This is a genomic window from Amycolatopsis sp. cg13, from assembly GCF_041346965.1.
GTDB lineage: Bacteria > Actinomycetota > Actinomycetes > Mycobacteriales > Pseudonocardiaceae > Amycolatopsis.
Map to the genome: position 1 here is coordinate 3,882,856 of NZ_CP166848.1, position 14,516 is coordinate 3,897,371.

Sequence of the window (14,516 nt, forward strand, 5' to 3'; positions counted from 1 at the left end):
GAGGTCACTGTGGCGGGTCCAGCCTGCGCAACTCGGCGCGGAACCGGGCTCCGCGCCGGACATAGGAATCCACCACCGAAGCGATCTGGTCTTCGGAAAACGACTTGTTCGGCCGCGTTTTCGCCGGAACTCCCAGCGCGATCTCGCCGGTGCCGACCGTCGAATCGTAGGACAGCACCGCGCCCGCGCCGACCATCCCGCCGTCCTCGATCACGCTTCCGTTCAGCACCACCGAACCCGACGCGATCAGGCAGCCAGTGCCGATCTTCGCGCCCTCGATGTGCACCGCGTGCCCGACCGCCGACGACGGGCCGATGATCGTCGGATGCCGCGCGGTGCAGTGGATGACGCAGCCGTCCTGCACGTTCGACCGTTCGCCGATCTCGATGTACCCGTGGTCGCCGCGCAGCACCGTCTGCGGCCAGACCGACGCGCGCGGTCCGATCCGGACATCGCCGATCACCGTGGCGTCGGGATGGACGTAGGCGTCCGGGTGGATGGTCGGGACCAGGTCGCCGAGCGCGTAGATGGCCAAAGCCGCCTCCGAATCGTTCAGTGTTCTCGGTCGCGGTCGAGATCCTTGCCGTAATACCGGCTTTCGGGCATATCGCCGTAATAACCGAAAGCCGGGATCTCGACGTAACCCGACGAACGGTAGAGGGCGATCGCCTCCGGCTGCTCGGTGCCCGTCTCCAGCACGACGCGGCGGCGTCCGGCGGCGACCGCGGTGCGTTCCAGTTCGGCGAGCATCTCGCGGGCGAACCCGCGGCCCCGCGCGGATTCGACCACGTACATCCGCTTGATCTCGACATCGCCGGGCCGGAACGTCGGCGCGGGACCGTCGTGCGCGCGCCACGCGCCGGACGCCACCGGCGAGTTGTCGAGGTACCCGACCAGAAACAGGCCCCGCGGCGGCGCGAACTCCGCGGGGTCCATCGGGGTCTCGTCCTCGGAGCCGTAGCGGCGCACGTACTCCAGCTGCACCTCGGCCATCAGCTTGGCGGCGTCGGGATGGTCGAAGGCGACGACACGGATGTCCACGCGATCAGCCTAATGAAGGATCACTGCTGCCAGTGCTCCCAGCCGCCCTGCTGGTCGAACTCCTTGCCGTCCACCGTGACCCCGGAGCCGGGCATGGTGACCACGCCGATCTTGCGCCAGCCGTCGGGAAGGTCGTCGAACGGCGGGAACGTCGCGACCAGCGCGTGGTCCTCGCCGCCGGTCAGCACCCACTGCAGCGGGTCCGCGCCCAGCGCGCTGCCGACTTCCTGCAGCCGCGTCGACACCTCGAGCAACGCGGTCTGCACGTCGAGCCCCACTTCGGAGGCCGCGGCCAGATGCGCGAGATCGGCGAGCAGGCCGTCGGAGACGTCCATCATCGCCGTCGCGCCCGCAAGCGCGGCCTGCGGACCGGCGGCGTAGGGCGGTTCCGGGCAGCGTTGCGCGTTCACCACGCCGACCGGCGACCGGAATCCGCGCCGCAGCACCGCGAGCCCGGCCGCGGCCCAGCCGAGCCGTCCGCACACCGCGAGCACGTCGCCGGGGCGCGCGCCGGAGCGGGTCACCGGTTCGCGGTCTTCGAGGTCGCCCAATGCGGTGACGCTGATCACGAGCTGGTCGGCGCTCACGAGATCGCCGCCGGACACTCCGATGCCCGCCGTCTTCGCCTCGGCCCACATCCCGTCCATGATCTCGGTCACGACCTGCGCCGGGGTGTCGGCCGGGCACGCGAGCCCGACGACCACCGACGTCGGTTTCGCGCCCATCGCCGCGATGTCGGACAGATTGACCGCGACCGCCTTGCGTCCGACCTGCTCCGGGCTCGACCAGTCGAGCCGGAAATGCACGCCGTGCACCAGCACGTCGGTCGTCACGACCACGCGGCCGTCCGGCGCGGCGAGAACCGCCGCGTCGTCGCCGGGGCCCAGCAATGTCGACGCGGGCTGCTCGCGTCCTTCGGTGACCCGCCGGATCAGGCCGAACTCGCCTGTCGCGGCCACCGAGTGCTCGTCCGGTGACACCGGTCACCTCCTGTTTCCCTCGCCTGTGTCGGATCGGCCACCGACTATCGGATCCCCTAGGTTTTTCCCAGGGCTGGCGCTACGTTTCCTACACCGTTCCTACCTCGACTAGCTCGCCATCGACGAAAGGGCACGCCGTGGTCCACGCATACATCCTCATCCAGACCGAGGTCGGCAAGGCGGCCGCGGTGGCTGCGGAGATCGCCGGGGTCCCGGGCGTGACCAGCTCCGAGGACGTCACCGGCCCGTACGACGTGATCGTGCGCGCCGCCGCGGACACAGTGGACCAGCTCGGCCAGCTCGTCGTCGCCCGCGTGCAGAACGTGGAAGGGATCACGCGCACGCTGACCTGCCCGGTCGTCCACCTCTGACGCGTGGTCCACTGATGCGGTGGCAGACACCGACACCGGGGCTCCGCCGAAGGTCGTCCTCGTCACCGCGTCGTTGCTCGTGGCCGCTTTGGCGGTCGCGGTCGCGGTCGTCGCGCTGACGAAGAGCTCTTCCGGACAGCCCGACCCGAACCAGCCGCTCGCCCTCGTTTCCGTTCCCGCGCCGCAGGCCGGGTCGCCGGATTGCGCGAAGCTGATCGCCGGGGTCCCGGCCACGCTCACGTCGAACGGCAAGGAACTGTCGCCGCGCACGCTCGCCGAGCCCGCGCCGAAGGCCACCGTCGCGTGGGGCGAACCGGATCCGGTCGTGCTGCGCTGCGGCCTCGAACGCCCGCCGGACCTCACCCAGACCTCGCCGTTGCGCGTGGTCGACAAGGTGCAGTGGCTGCAGGTCGAGCAGGGCGATTCGGCCACCTGGTACGCGGTGGACCGGCCGGTCTACCTGGCGCTGACCGTGCCGAAGAGCGCGGGAACGGGTCCGCTGCAGACCATTTCGGACGCCATCGCGGCGAAGCTGCCGGTCAAGCCCTTGAAGTTCTAGCCGCGATCGTTTCCAGCGATTCGCCGGTGGTACGCGGCCCGAGCACCGCGACGTCGATCATCAGCAGCACCATCGCGCCCGCGACCACGGCGAACATCGTCGTCGCGCCCGCCGAATGCAGGATCGGCAGCAGCACGAACGGCATCGCGGCCGTAGCGAGCCGGGACAGCGCGTAGGCCGAACCGGCGGCGGTTCCGCGCAGCGACGTCGGGAACAGTTCGCCCTGGTAGGTGTGGAAGGCGTTGGAGAAGACGTTGCTGACGGCGGTGTAGCAGAACCCGAACACCGCGATCAGCACGCCGGAGGTCGCGGAGCCGAAGGCCAGCCCGAATACCGCCATCGCCGCCGCGCTCGCGACGATCAGCCACTTGCGTTCCAGCCGTTCGATGATCGGGATGGACAGCGCGGAGCCGATCGGATAGCCGAGGAAGGTGAGCGCGGCGAAGGTCAGCGAGCTGACGAGGCCGAAGCCCTTGGCCGCCAGCACAATCGGCACCAGTGAGCCGAAACCGTAGTAGCCGAACGACTGCAGCAGCTGGAACACGTACAGCATCGCCGTGCGCCGGAACCACGGCGGACGCAGCAATGCCGACGCACGCACCGGTTCGGGCGCGGGCGGTTCCGGCTCCGGTTCGGGCAACGGCTGTGGCGCGCTCGCTTCGAGCCTGCGCACGATCTCGTCCGCTTCGCCGATTCTGCCTTGTGCAGCAAGCCAACGCGGCGATTCCGGCAGGGTGAACCGCAGTGCCCACACGATCGCCGCACCCAGCGCGCCGATGATGAACAGCCAGCGCCAGCCGTCGATGCCAAGCGGCGCGTGGCCGACGAGCGCGCGGGCAAGAAATCCGGCAGCGGGGACACCGCAGAAACCGATCGTGTAAGCCCAGGCTGTCGCACGACCGCGGGCGCGAGCGGGCAGCAGGTCGGCGAGGTAAGCGTCGGCGACCGGCAGTTCCGCGCCGATGCCGATCCCGGCGATGAAACGGCAGACCACCAGCATCCACACGTCGGTGCTGAACGCGCCGAGCAGCGTGAACACCGAATACAGGCCGAGCGTGAGCAGGAACGCGCGCCGCCTGCCGAAGCGGTCGGCCAGCCTGCCGAGGAACACCGCGCCCACGAAAGCGCCGACGAACGCCGACGCCAGGACGTACTTCAGCGTCGTCGGGGTGACGCCGAATTCCTTGGTGAGGACGGTGCTGATGGTGGCGGCGAGGAACAGGTCGTAGAGGTCGAAGAAGGTGGCGATGCCGACCACTGCCACGAAGTACCGGTGCCGCCGGGTGACCGGAAGCCGGTCGAGGCGGGAGGCGATCTGCAACGCGCTGTTTTCCTTACGATGGGGACCTGCGGGGCTTGTCGAGGAGCATCGTAAGCACACGCGAGCGGCGCACGCGCGGCTGAGAAGCAGAGCGGTGCTGTGCCGACGCGGCGAGCAGGTTCGTTTCCGGGCAGACGGTGCCGCGCATTCCGGCCAGCCATTCATCGGCCTGCCAGCCACGCATGGGCCGGGGCCGCGAGCGCTGGCCGGGCGAAGCCGCGGATCCGATCGTCAGCGCAGGCCGGTGCCCCGGGCGAGCGCGGTGTCGATCAGCGTCGACAGCAGCGTCGGGTAATCCACCCCGGTCACCTCCCACATCTTCGGGTAGGCGGACTTCGTGGTGAAGCCGGGCATCGTGTTGACCTCGTTGATCACCAGGTCGCCCTCCTCGGTCACGAAGAAGTCGACGCGGGCCAGGCCCTGGCAGTCGAGCGCGCGGAACGCCTCGACGGCCATCGCGCGCAGCCGGTCGGTGAGCGCGTCGTCCAGTTTGGCCGGGATGTCCAGCTCGGCGTCCTCGCCGAGGTACTTGGTTTCGAAGTCGTACCAGGCGTCCTCGCCCTCGGCGAGCACCCGGATCTCGGCCGGCAGCGACGCCTCGACGCGGCCGTCCGGGAATTCCAGCACGCCGCATTCGACCTCGCGCCCGCGCACCGCCGCCTCGACGAGCACCTTCGGGTCGGTGCGCCGGGCCAATTCGATCGCGGCGTCCAGGTCGGCCCAGTCGGCGACGCGGGAGATGCCGACCGACGAACCGGCGCGCGAGGGCTTCACGAACACCGGCAGGCCAAGGCGTTCGCGGTCCTGTTCGGCCAAAGTGGACTGTCCGCGGCGCAGCGCGGCGTAGGTGCCGACCGGCAGCCCCTCCGCGGCGAGGAGCTTCTTCGCGTATTCCTTGTCCATCGCCGCCGCGCTGGCGAGCACGCCGGGGCCGACGTACGGGATGTCGGCGAGTTCGAGCAGGCCCTGGATGGTGCCGTCCTCGCCGAAGGCGCCGTGCAGCACCGGGAAGACGACGTCGACAGTACCGAGCACCTCGGTGGCCTGGCCCGGGTCGACCGTGCGCAGCTCGCGGCTGGTCGGATCGCCGGCGAGCACGAGCGCGCGGCCGGACTCGACCGTCGGCAGCTCGCGGCCCTGGATGCTGAGCTGCTTCGGGTCGCCGGTGCCGAGCACCCAGCCGCCGCTCGGCGTGACCCCGACCGGGAGCACCTCGAAGCGGTCCGGATCCAGGTTCGAGATCACACTGCCCGCGGACAGGCACGAAATGGTGTGCTCGCTGCTGCGGCCACCGAACACGACCGCGACCCGGATCTTTTCAGCGCTCATAGCCGGTCACCGTACCGGGTGAGCATCGTCAACAGCGCGCGCCGGGGGTGTCTGCGCTGGTCGCGAGGGTCGAGCCGCTGGTCGGCGACGCGACGAGGCCAGCGCGAACCACGCCGCCCCGCGGACCACCAGGAACGCCATCCCGGCCAGCACCAGGACGGTGAAGTCCGGCAACGTCTGGAACGCCACGTCCACCGGCAACCAGCCGCCGTAGCTGAGCATGCCGACCCCGACGAACACCGCCGCGTACAGCGCGGCCGCCGCGACCAAATGTCCGATCAGCGGGCGCACTGCCACTCGACCGAAACCCTTGTCGCGCAACAGATCCGGCAGCTTCCGGGCGCGACGGATCTGTCGGCGGGTCGCCAAAACCATCGCAAGCAGGACCAGAAGAGCGAGACCATCGATGACGCCATAAGTCAGCAGGAAGCCGTTGCCGATTTCCGGAGCCGGTGCGCCCGCGAGCATCGCGAGGGTGTGGTGGAACGGCGCGCCGTTGTCCAGCAGGACCGGGTTGCGCGAGGTCAGCACCACCAGGCCGACCTGCTTGTTCGGCAGGTACCCCAGGTTGGCGTGGTAGCGGGTCAGGTCGCCGTCGTGCTGGACGACCGGCTGGCCGTTGAGGATGCCGGTTCCCCAGCCGAATCCGTAGTGGTCGATGCCGTCGATCGCGTGGTCTTCACCGGTCGGGACCGCCGCGCTGTGCATCAGCCGCAGGCTTTCGGCGGACAGCGGCCGGGCGCCGCGGTAGGTGCCGGTCATCTGGAAGGTCAGGTAGCGGCTGAGGTCCTCGGCGGTGGAAACCAGGTAGCCGTCCGGCCGGGCGCCGGGGAAATCCGGCGTTTCGATCGGCACGTTCAGCCCGAACAGCACCGACGAGCCCTCGATCAGGCCCTCGCGGCGGGCGTCGGCGAGGTTGGTGAAGGTGCGGGTCATCCCGAGCGGGGCGAGGACGTGCACCTTGAGGTAGTCGGCGTAGCTCTGGCCGGAGACCTGCTCGATCATCAGGCCGAGCGTCGCGTAGTTCTTGTTGCAGTAGTGGAAAACCGTACCGGGGCGGGACACCGGGACGACGTCGGCGAGTGCGCGGACACGCTGCTCCAGCGTGGTTTCCGGCTCGTAGAGGTCGACGGTCCCCGCTTCGGTCGGCAGGCCGCTGGTCTGGTTCAGCAGCTGCCGCACGGTGATCGGGTCGTTCGATCCGGCGGTGCGGAACCACGGCAGGTAGGCGGTGATCGGGGTGTCCAGGCCGACTTTGCCCGCTTCGACGAGCTGCATAACGGCCAGGGCGGTGAACGATTTGCTCAGCGAGCCAAGGAGAAACGGCGACTGCGGCGTCATGTCCGAGCCGACCGCGCCGGTCGTCACCGTGCCGTCCGCGGCAACCAGCGCGTAGGACGACGGCGGGCCTCCGGCCAGTTCTTCGCGCAAGTGCGACACCGCAGTGTCTTGTGGCTGCGCCGACGCTGGTGCGGCGAACACCGCCAACGTCACGGCCGCGATCGCTGCCGCCGCCCACCGGATCCGCCGAGTCATCCCGCGCTCCTCCGTGCTCCGAACTGATCGGCAAAAGCCTCGCGGAGCAGCGGATCCGGCACCATGAAGCTGACCGGCGGACCGAAGGTAGGGCTGGCCCCCGTGCTCAGCGGAGAAGATCGACCAGCGTCGGCACCGCCGCCATCAACGCCTCCCGCGAGCAGCCCGCGTATCCCAGCGCGATGCCGTGCGTCGTCGGCGTCCCGGCGAAATGCCGCGCCAACCCGTCGAGCCGGATCGAATGCTTTTCCGCCGCGGCGATCAACTGCGCCTCCGCCTCGGCGGTTTCCGTCGGCACCACCAGATGCGCACCGGCGTCGTCGCCGACGAACGGGATCCCGGCGTTCGACAGCGCGGCCACCAAAACCGTCCGGCGTTCGGCCATTTCCCGGCGTAGCTTCCGCAGGTGCCGTCCCAAATCGCCGGTGCGGGCCAGCTCGACCAATACCCGTTGCCCCGCTGGCGACGGACGGGTGCCGGTGAGATCTCGGTACGCCAGCACGGAATCCGCGACCGCGGCGGGTGCGACGAGCCAGCCCGCACCGAGCGTCGGCGTGAGGATTTTGCTGGTGGTCCCGAGGTGCACGACGACATCCGGGGCGAGCGCGGCCAGCATCGGCAGCGGGGCGACGTCGAAGCGCAGCTCGCCGTCGTAGTCGTCCTCGATGACCAGCATGCCTTCCGCACGAGCGCGTTCCACGAGCTGCACGCGCCGGGCCGCGCTCATTCGGCTGCCCATCGGGTACTGGTGCGCGGGCGAGCAGTAAACCGCGCGCGCACCGGCGGGAATCGCGTCCGGGCGCAGGCCTTCCTCGTCCACCGGCACGCCCACGACGGTGAGCCCGGCCTGCCGGAACGCTTGCACCGCACGCTGATAACCCGGTTCCTCGAAAGCAACGACCGCACCTCGGCGCAACACCGCGGCGGCAAGCTCCACGACAGCCGCGGTGGTACCGCCGGTCGCCAGCACCGAGCCCGCCGCCAGACCACGGTGGCGCAACAGATGCTCCGACACAGTTGCGCGGTACTCGGGTAGCCCGGCTCGATGCGCGCGAGTGAGCGGCTCCGGGTCGGCGGCTGCCCGCCACGCCCGCCGCCACGCCGCGCGATCGAGCCCGCCAGCCCACGGCGCGCCCGGCGTGAGGTCGAGCACCGGGGTCGACTCCGGCTCGGCGAGCAGCGAACCGGGCACCGTGACGGACGCGGCGGCGCGGGTCGGCGGAGTCGTCACGTAGGTGCCAGAGCCGTGCCGTCCGGCGATCCAGCCCTCCGCGTGAAGCTGCTCGTACGCGGCGGAAGTGACCGTGCGAGAGACGCCGAGCCGTTCGGCCAGCGCGCGGGTGGACGGCAGCCGGTCGCCGCCGCGGAGATGCCCGCCAGCTGCGGCTTCGCGCAGCGCGTCGGCCAGCTGCACGGCCAGCGGAGTGGCCGCGTCGCGGTCGAGACTCACCGGCAGGGCGGTGTCGGCGTAGGACACGGCAGACCTCCGATACAGCGAAGTGGACTCTCAAGTGTAGAAGAAGTGGACATTCAACGTAGCCACTTGCCCGCCGCACACTGAACGCATGAGCAGCCTTTCGCCCACCGAACGCACCACGCTCGGCCGCAAACGCCACCGCGCCGCCAGCGAGCGCGCCGCGCTGCACGCCGTGCTCGACGAGGCGCTGATCTGCCACCTCGGCGTGGTCCGCGACGGCGTCCCGCTGGTGCTGCCCACCGGATACGGCCGCGACGGCGACACCCTGTACTTGCATGGTTCCACGGGCGCGGCCAGTCTGCGAGCCGCCACCGGGGAAACCGACGTCTGCGTGACCGTCACCCTGCTCGACGGCATCGTCTACTGCCGCTCGGTGAACAACCACTCGGTCAACTACCGCAGCGCGGTGATCCTCGGCAAGGCCCGCCTGGTGACCGACCCGGACGAGAAAATGCGCGGCCTGCACGTGCTCACCGACCACCTCTCCCCCGGTTCGTGGGAGCACGCGCGGCCGGTGAACAAGAAAGAGTTCGCGGCGGTTTCGGTCATCGCGCTCGATCTGGCTGAAGCGTCGGTGAAGCTCCGCGCCGAAGGACCCGACGACGAGCCTGAAGACGTCACCGCGAACGCCGCTTGGGCCGGAGTGCTGCCGGTGCGCACGGTGTTCGGCGAACCCGAACCCTCCGCCGATCTGCCGTCGGGCTGGACCGTGCCCGAACACGTCGCCGCACGCGTCACGAAGACAACGGCAACCGCACGGTAAACACCGTCCGGCCAGGGCGGCTCTCCAGCGAAACCGTCCCGCCGTGCTCCACCACCAGCGAATGCACCACCGACAACCCCAGCCCGGTCCCGCCGGCGGCCCGGGTCCTGGAGTTGTCGACGCGATAGAACCGGTCGAAAATCCGCTGCTGGTCCTCCGGCGAAATCCCCGGCCCGGCATCGGTGACGGTGGCGACCGCCATTCCGTCCGCCGCGGTCACCGCCAGCTCCACCGGAGTTCCCTCGCCCGTGTGCACGGCCGCGTTCGCCAGCAGGTTGTCCAGAACTTGCCGCACCCGCGCCGGATCCGCGTGCAGCACCACCGGTTCTTCCGGAATCGACACCGTCAGCGGATACCCCGGACGACCGGCCCGGAACGCGTCCGCGGCCGCTGCGGCGACCTCGGTGAGATCCATTCGCCGCGGACGCACCGGTGGTTCGGCATCCCGCGCGTCAAGACGGGCGAGCAGCAGCAAATCGTCCACCAGCACGCTCATCCGCGCGGTCTCGGCCCGGATCTTCTCCAGATGCGCCTCGCGTTCCTCCGGCTCATTCGCCGCGGCGTAACGGAAAAGGTCGGCATAGCCGCGGATCGACGTCAACGGCGTCCGCAATTCATGCGAAGCATCAGCGACAAACCGGCGCAGCCGATCGTTCGCCTCGGTGCGCGCGGCCAGCGACGACTCGATGTGGCTCAACATCAAGTTGAACGCCGTCCGCAGCTCCTCCACCTCCGCACCGCCGCCAGTGCCGGACGCGCGCACCGGCAAATCCGCGGTGGCGGTGAGGTCGTGCGAAGCGATGTCGTGCGCAGTACCGGCCATGTCCGACAACGGCCGCAATCCGCGTCGCAGCACCACTCGCCCGGCGACGACGAGAATCGCCAGCGCGATCAGAAACGCGATCACTTCGATCAACATCAACTGCTGCACGGTGTTGTCGAGGTCGGCCTGCGGCGCGGCGCTCAGCAGCACCGTGCCGGTCCCGTTCTGCGAAGTCTCCACCGGACACGCCCGCACGCGGTAAGAACCCTGGCCCGGCAAGGTGATCGTGCGGAACTGGTCGCCGCCGGTCGCTTCTTCGGCGACCTGTGCCAGCGGCCGGACGTCGTTCGGCAGCGTGCTGCCCGGCTGCGGGACGGCATGCCCTTCCCGGACGTCGAAAACCGCCGAATACCAGGAGTAGACGACTTCCGGATTGTCCTTCGACTCGCGCAGATGCGGCACCTGCGCGACCTGGCTGGTCTTGAGCTGCTCGTCGAGCCGCCGGTTGAGGTAGTCGTGCATCAGCTCGACGGTCAGCGCGCCGACGATCGCGAACACCACCAGCGACAGCGCGCCCAGCCCGAACGCCAGCCGCGTGCCCAGTCTCGAGGCGCGCCAAGCCCGGTACCACCGGCGAGCCCAGCGCCCGATCCGGTTCACCGCTCCGCCTGTCGCACGGAGTACCCGACGCCGCGCACGGTGTGGATCAGCGGTTCGGCCTCGGTGTCGAGCTTGCGCCGCAACCGGGAGATCGCGAGTTCGACCACATTGGACCGTCCGCCGAAGTCGTACTCCCACACGTGGTCGAGGATCTGCGCCTTCGTGAGCACCGCCGGCGAGCGCCGCATCAGGTAGCGCAACAGTTCGTACTCGGTCGGGGTCAGTTCGGCGAGCTGGCCACCACGGCGGACCTCGTGCGTCTCCTCGTCCAACGTGAGGTCGCCTACCTGCAGCACAACCGTGCGCGTGTCCGGCTTTTCGGACGTCCGCCGCAGCACCGCGCGCAGCCGCGCCATCAACTCCTCGACGGAGAACGGTTTGACGAGGTAGTCGTCACCCCCACGGGTGAGGCCGGCGATGCGGTCGGCGGTCGCGTCCTTCGCCGTCAGGAACACCACCGGGACCTCGTCGTGCTTCTCGCGCAGCTTGTCGAGCACGGTGAACCCGTCGAAATCCGGCAGCATGAGGTCGAGCACGACGATGTCGGGAGCGAACTCCGCGGCGCGCGCGAGCGCGTCGGCACCGCACCCGGCCGTCACGGCCTGCCAGCCCTCGTAACGGGCGACGGTCGCGACCAGGTCGGCGATGTGCGGCTCGTCGTCCACGACGAGCAGCCGCACCGGGTTCGGGTTCTCCACTCTGCCATCCTCCGCGACGTCCGCGCGGGCGCGCGAGCCGAACCCCCAGCTGACAGCCACTCGACAGGTTCGCCGCCGCCGCGAAGATGCGGAAACCTGTCGCGTGCATCGGGCATTCCGGGCAGACTCCGAACCGGCATCCGCCCCCGAACTCAAGGAATCCCATGACTTCTTACGTGGACAACATCACCGTCGACTGCGCCGACCCGTGGGAGCTGGCCCAGTTCTGGACCCAGGTGACCGGCCGCCCGGTCGGCGAGGACGACAAACCGGGCGAGGAGGAGATCGGCGTCACGCTCGACTCCGGCGTCACCCTGCTGTTCATCGCCGTCCCGGAACCCAAGACGATCAAGAACCGGCTGCACGTCTGTCTCAAGCCGGACAACGGGACCCGCGACGAAGAGGTCGAGCGGCTGCTCGAAATCGGCGCGACGCTGCACTCCGACCATCGCCGCGAGGACGGCAGCGGCTGGGTCGTCCTGCAGGACCCGGAAGGCAACGAGTTCTGCGTGCAGCGCAGCGTGGCGGAGACGGCGTGACGGATTCGTTCGAGATCAACCGCGCCAACTGGGACGACCGGGCACCGATCCACGCGCGCTCGGCGTACTACGAGTTCGACAAGTTCAAGGCCGATCCCGCGCACCTGAGCCAGATCGTGCGCTTCGACCAGCCGCGCCTCGGCGACGTTTCCGGGCTGCGCACCGTGCACCTGCAATGCCACATCGGCACGGACACGCTGTCGCTGCACCGGCTCGGCGCCAAGGTCTCTGGTCTGGACCTTTCCCTGGCGTCGCTCGCCGAGGCGCGCAAGCTCGCCGACGCCACCGGCGCGGACATCGACTACCACGAGGCGAACGTCTACGACGCGGTGAAAGTGTTCGGCGAGAACGCGTTCGACCTGGTGTACACCGGGGTCGGCGCGCTCTGCTGGCTGCCGAAGATCGCGCCGTGGGCGGAGGTCGTCGCGCGGCTGCTGCGGCCGGGCGGACGGCTGTTCCTGCGTGAAGGCCACCCGATGCTGTGGACGCTCGACGAGGAATCCGAACGCGCGTGGCCGAAGTACGACTACTTCGAGCACGACGAACCGCTCGTCTTCAGCGACGACACCACGTACGTCGACACCGACGAACCGGTGAAGACGACGACCACGCACAGCTGGAACCATTCGCTCGGCGAGATCGTCACCGCGCTGCTCGACCAGGGTCTGATCCTGACCGGGCTGACCGAGCACGACACCGCGGCGTGGAACGCGCTGCCGAACGAGATGGAAGAGGCCGGCGGCGGCGAATGGCGGCTGCGCGACAACCCGCGCCGGATCGCCGCGAGCTACACCCTGCAGGCGCGGAAGCCCGCATAGAGTGCGGGCATGACTCGCATCGCCGTCGCCGCGCTGGGCGGCACCATCTCGATGGCTCCCGGACGTTCGATCGAAGACGGCGTCGTGCCGCGGCTGAGCGCCAAGGATCTGCTGGGAGACCTCGGTTCCCGGCTGCCGATGGAGGTCACGGCGGCGACGCTCGCCGGGCTGTCGAGTTCGTCGATGGACTACGCGACGCTCGCGCGGACGCGGCAGTGGGGCATCGAGCAGATCGAGGCGGGCGCGGACGGTCTCGTGGTGGTGCAGGGCACGGACACGCTGGAGGAAACGGCGTACCTGTTCGACCTCACGTGGCCGTCCGACGCGCCGGTGGTGATCACCGGCGCGATGCGGAATCCGAGCCTGCCCAGCCCGGACGGCCAGGCGAACATCCTCGCCGCGCTCACCGCCGCCGCCGATCCGCGCAGCCGCGGCCGGGGCGCACTGGTCGCGTTCAACGACGACGTGCACGCGTCGCGGTGGGTGCGGAAGACGCATTCCAGCCACGTCGAAACGTTTTCGTCGCGGCCCGCGGGTCCGCTCGGCATGGTCGCCGAGGGAGCGGTGCATTACTTCCACCCGTCGCCGCCGCGCTTGCCGGTGCTGCCGGGAGCGGAGAATGTCGATCTCGTTCCGCTGCTGGAATCCGGGCTCGACGATTCGGGCGAACTGCTGTCGATGGTGCTCAAGGGCGGTGCGCGCGGCGTTGTGGTCGCGGCCAACGGCGTCGGGCACGTGTCGACGGGAACAGCGGACGTGATCGCCGCCGCAGAAGTACCGATCGTGGTCGCGTCTCGGACCGGCGCGGGCCCGACTTTCCGCAGCACGTACGGGTTTCACGGCTCCGAATCGAGCCTGATCCGCATGGGCGCGACGATGGCGGGCTGGCTGTGCCCGCGGAAATCGCGGATCCTGCTGCAGGTTCTGCTCGCCGCGGGCGTCGGCCGCGAGGAGATCGAACGGCAGTTCAGGCTGCGCGGCGACCTCGACCGCTGATCACACCCGGGACGGACCATCCACCGGATTCGCCTGGTACGACCGCATCTGCCGGCCGCCCTGGCGGTAGACGTGCACGCTGATCGCCGGGTCCGGGCCGTCGTTGCGCACCTCGTGCACGTAGCCCGGCCCGAACACCCGCGACTGCCCGGCGCTCAATCCGTGCACCTCGGTCACCGCGCGCCCGCCAGGGGCACGCCGCGCGACGGTTTCGGTCAGCCGCCCGGACACGACGGTGAACGCGCCGGTCGCGAAGGCGTGGTCGTGCAGGTCGGTGTACTGGCCGGGAAGCCAGCTGAGCAGCCAGATCTCCTGGTCCGCAGTGCGTTCGACCAGCGCCGAGAACCGCTCGTCGGGGTCGTAACGCAGGAGGCTGCCCCAGCGTTCCCGGTCGGCGGCCACGTCGACGGCGACGCGGACCGGGTGGCGCAGGGCGGGGTTCTCGGGACGCAGCAGGGTGTTGTCCGGAACGGCGAACATGAAAGAAAGTCCTCACGGGAAGAAAGACGGGTGTCGAGCTGGCCGGGCTGAGTTCACCGACAACAGCGACACGACATGCCCATGACGGGGCGGAGGTCGGCAGACCCCGGCCGCATCGTCATCTCGCACGTCAGCATGCCGCACAGAGAACCAGCCCCGGACCGCCCCGGTCAACCCGTCTCACC

The 14,516-nt window shown here is 69.7% G+C and carries 16 protein-coding genes; 6 read left to right on the forward strand and 10 right to left on the reverse strand.

Annotated elements, in window-relative coordinates; translation table 11 throughout:
• Positions 1-4 precede the first annotated feature (4 nt).
• Genes AB5I40_RS17690 through AB5I40_RS17700 form a run of 3 tightly spaced genes read right to left on the reverse strand, consistent with a single transcriptional unit; the run spans position 5 to position 2,021 of the window.
• The gene (locus tag AB5I40_RS17690; protein WP_370939611.1) at positions 5-535 is read right to left on the reverse strand and encodes a gamma carbonic anhydrase family protein; all 531 of its coding nucleotides are present in this window, start codon (positions 533-535) and stop codon (positions 5-7) included.
• A gap of 17 nt (positions 536-552) precedes the next feature.
• Positions 553-1,041, reverse strand: coding sequence for a GNAT family N-acetyltransferase (locus tag AB5I40_RS17695; protein WP_370939612.1), 489 nt, complete (start codon positions 1,039-1,041; stop codon positions 553-555).
• A 20-nt stretch (positions 1,042-1,061) separates the two neighbouring features.
• Positions 1,062-2,021: a thiamine-phosphate kinase gene (locus AB5I40_RS17700; RefSeq protein ID WP_370939613.1), complete on the reverse strand. Its 960-nt coding sequence runs from the start codon at positions 2,019-2,021 to the stop codon at positions 1,062-1,064.
• A gap of 137 nt (positions 2,022-2,158) precedes the next feature.
• Here AB5I40_RS17700 and AB5I40_RS17705 point away from each other — a divergent pair, with 137 nt between their 5' ends.
• Positions 2,159-2,392, forward strand: a complete 234-nt coding sequence (locus AB5I40_RS17705; protein WP_009074118.1) for an Lrp/AsnC ligand binding domain-containing protein — start codon at positions 2,159-2,161, stop codon at positions 2,390-2,392.
• Between the two features lie 19 nt (positions 2,393-2,411).
• Complete coding sequence (locus tag AB5I40_RS17710; RefSeq protein ID WP_370939614.1) at positions 2,412-2,951, forward strand: DUF3515 domain-containing protein; 540 nt, start codon at positions 2,412-2,414, stop codon at positions 2,949-2,951.
• Here the strand turns inward: AB5I40_RS17710 and AB5I40_RS17715 are convergent.
• From AB5I40_RS17715 to AB5I40_RS17730, 4 genes are all read right to left on the reverse strand, one after another.
• Positions 2,932-4,272, reverse strand: coding sequence for an MFS transporter (locus tag AB5I40_RS17715; protein WP_370939615.1), 1,341 nt, complete (start codon positions 4,270-4,272; stop codon positions 2,932-2,934). The two genes, AB5I40_RS17710 and AB5I40_RS17715, sit on opposite strands and share 20 nt — an antisense overlap.
• 231 nt (positions 4,273-4,503) lie before the next feature.
• Positions 4,504-5,601 (reverse strand): D-alanine--D-alanine ligase family protein, encoded by a 1,098-nt coding sequence (locus tag AB5I40_RS17720; RefSeq protein ID WP_370939616.1) that lies wholly within the window; start codon positions 5,599-5,601, stop codon positions 4,504-4,506.
• Between the two features lie 6 nt (positions 5,602-5,607).
• Positions 5,608-7,137 (reverse strand): serine hydrolase domain-containing protein, encoded by a 1,530-nt coding sequence (locus tag AB5I40_RS17725; protein ID WP_370939617.1) that lies wholly within the window; start codon positions 7,135-7,137, stop codon positions 5,608-5,610.
• Positions 7,138-7,243: 106 nt separating this feature from the next.
• Positions 7,244-8,614 carry a PLP-dependent aminotransferase family protein gene (locus AB5I40_RS17730; protein WP_370939618.1) on the reverse strand — a complete coding sequence of 457 codons (1,371 nt, stop codon included), beginning with the start codon at positions 8,612-8,614 and terminating at the stop codon, positions 7,244-7,246.
• Positions 8,615-8,702: 88 nt separating this feature from the next.
• Here AB5I40_RS17730 and AB5I40_RS17735 point away from each other — a divergent pair, with 88 nt between their 5' ends.
• Positions 8,703-9,377: a pyridoxamine 5'-phosphate oxidase family protein gene (locus tag AB5I40_RS17735; protein ID WP_370939619.1), complete on the forward strand. Its 675-nt coding sequence runs from the start codon at positions 8,703-8,705 to the stop codon at positions 9,375-9,377.
• Here the strand turns inward: AB5I40_RS17735 and AB5I40_RS17740 are convergent.
• Complete coding sequence (locus AB5I40_RS17740; RefSeq protein ID WP_370939620.1) at positions 9,349-10,800, reverse strand: sensor histidine kinase; 1,452 nt, start codon at positions 10,798-10,800, stop codon at positions 9,349-9,351. The two genes, AB5I40_RS17735 and AB5I40_RS17740, sit on opposite strands and share 29 nt — an antisense overlap.
• On the reverse strand, positions 10,797-11,498 hold the full coding sequence (locus tag AB5I40_RS17745) for a response regulator transcription factor (RefSeq protein WP_370939621.1): 702 nt from the start codon (positions 11,496-11,498) through the stop codon (positions 10,797-10,799). Before AB5I40_RS17745 ends, AB5I40_RS17740 begins: the two co-directional genes overlap by 4 nt.
• A 164-nt stretch (positions 11,499-11,662) precedes the next feature.
• Here AB5I40_RS17745 and AB5I40_RS17750 point away from each other — a divergent pair, with 164 nt between their 5' ends.
• From AB5I40_RS17750 to AB5I40_RS17760, 3 genes are read left to right on the forward strand one after another with little or no spacing between them, the layout of a single operon-like run.
• Positions 11,663-12,037, forward strand: a complete 375-nt coding sequence (locus AB5I40_RS17750; RefSeq protein ID WP_370939622.1) for a VOC family protein — start codon at positions 11,663-11,665, stop codon at positions 12,035-12,037.
• A complete protein-coding gene (locus tag AB5I40_RS17755) occupies positions 12,034-12,855 on the forward strand; it encodes a class I SAM-dependent methyltransferase (protein ID WP_370939623.1) in 822 nt (273 codons plus the stop codon). The genes AB5I40_RS17750 and AB5I40_RS17755 overlap by 4 nt, the downstream gene beginning before the upstream one ends.
• A 9-nt stretch (positions 12,856-12,864) precedes the next feature.
• The gene (locus AB5I40_RS17760) at positions 12,865-13,851 is read left to right on the forward strand and encodes an asparaginase (protein WP_370939624.1); all 987 of its coding nucleotides are present in this window, start codon (positions 12,865-12,867) and stop codon (positions 13,849-13,851) included.
• On the opposite strand, the gene AB5I40_RS17765 is transcribed toward AB5I40_RS17760, so the two are convergent.
• On the reverse strand, positions 13,852-14,331 hold the full coding sequence (locus AB5I40_RS17765) for a cysteine dioxygenase family protein (protein WP_370939625.1): 480 nt from the start codon (positions 14,329-14,331) through the stop codon (positions 13,852-13,854).
• Positions 14,332-14,516: the final 185 nt, after the last annotated feature.

Excerpts from the sequence above, each read along its gene's own strand:
- AB5I40_RS17725 (WP_370939617.1), bottom strand. The coding sequence starts at position 7,137 with ATGACTCGGCGGATCCGGTGGGCGGCGGCAGCGATCGCGGCCGTGACG.
- AB5I40_RS17765 (WP_370939625.1), bottom strand. The coding sequence starts at position 14,331 with ATGTTCGCCGTTCCGGACAACACCCTGCTGCGTCCCGAGAACCCCGCC.
- AB5I40_RS17760 (WP_370939624.1), top strand. The coding sequence starts at position 12,865 with ATGACTCGCATCGCCGTCGCCGCGCTGGGCGGCACCATCTCGATGGCT.
- AB5I40_RS17735 (WP_370939619.1), top strand. The coding sequence starts at position 8,703 with ATGAGCAGCCTTTCGCCCACCGAACGCACCACGCTCGGCCGCAAACGC.
- AB5I40_RS17750 (WP_370939622.1), top strand. The coding sequence starts at position 11,663 with ATGACTTCTTACGTGGACAACATCACCGTCGACTGCGCCGACCCGTGG.
- AB5I40_RS17720 (WP_370939616.1), bottom strand. The coding sequence starts at position 5,601 with ATGAGCGCTGAAAAGATCCGGGTCGCGGTCGTGTTCGGTGGCCGCAGC.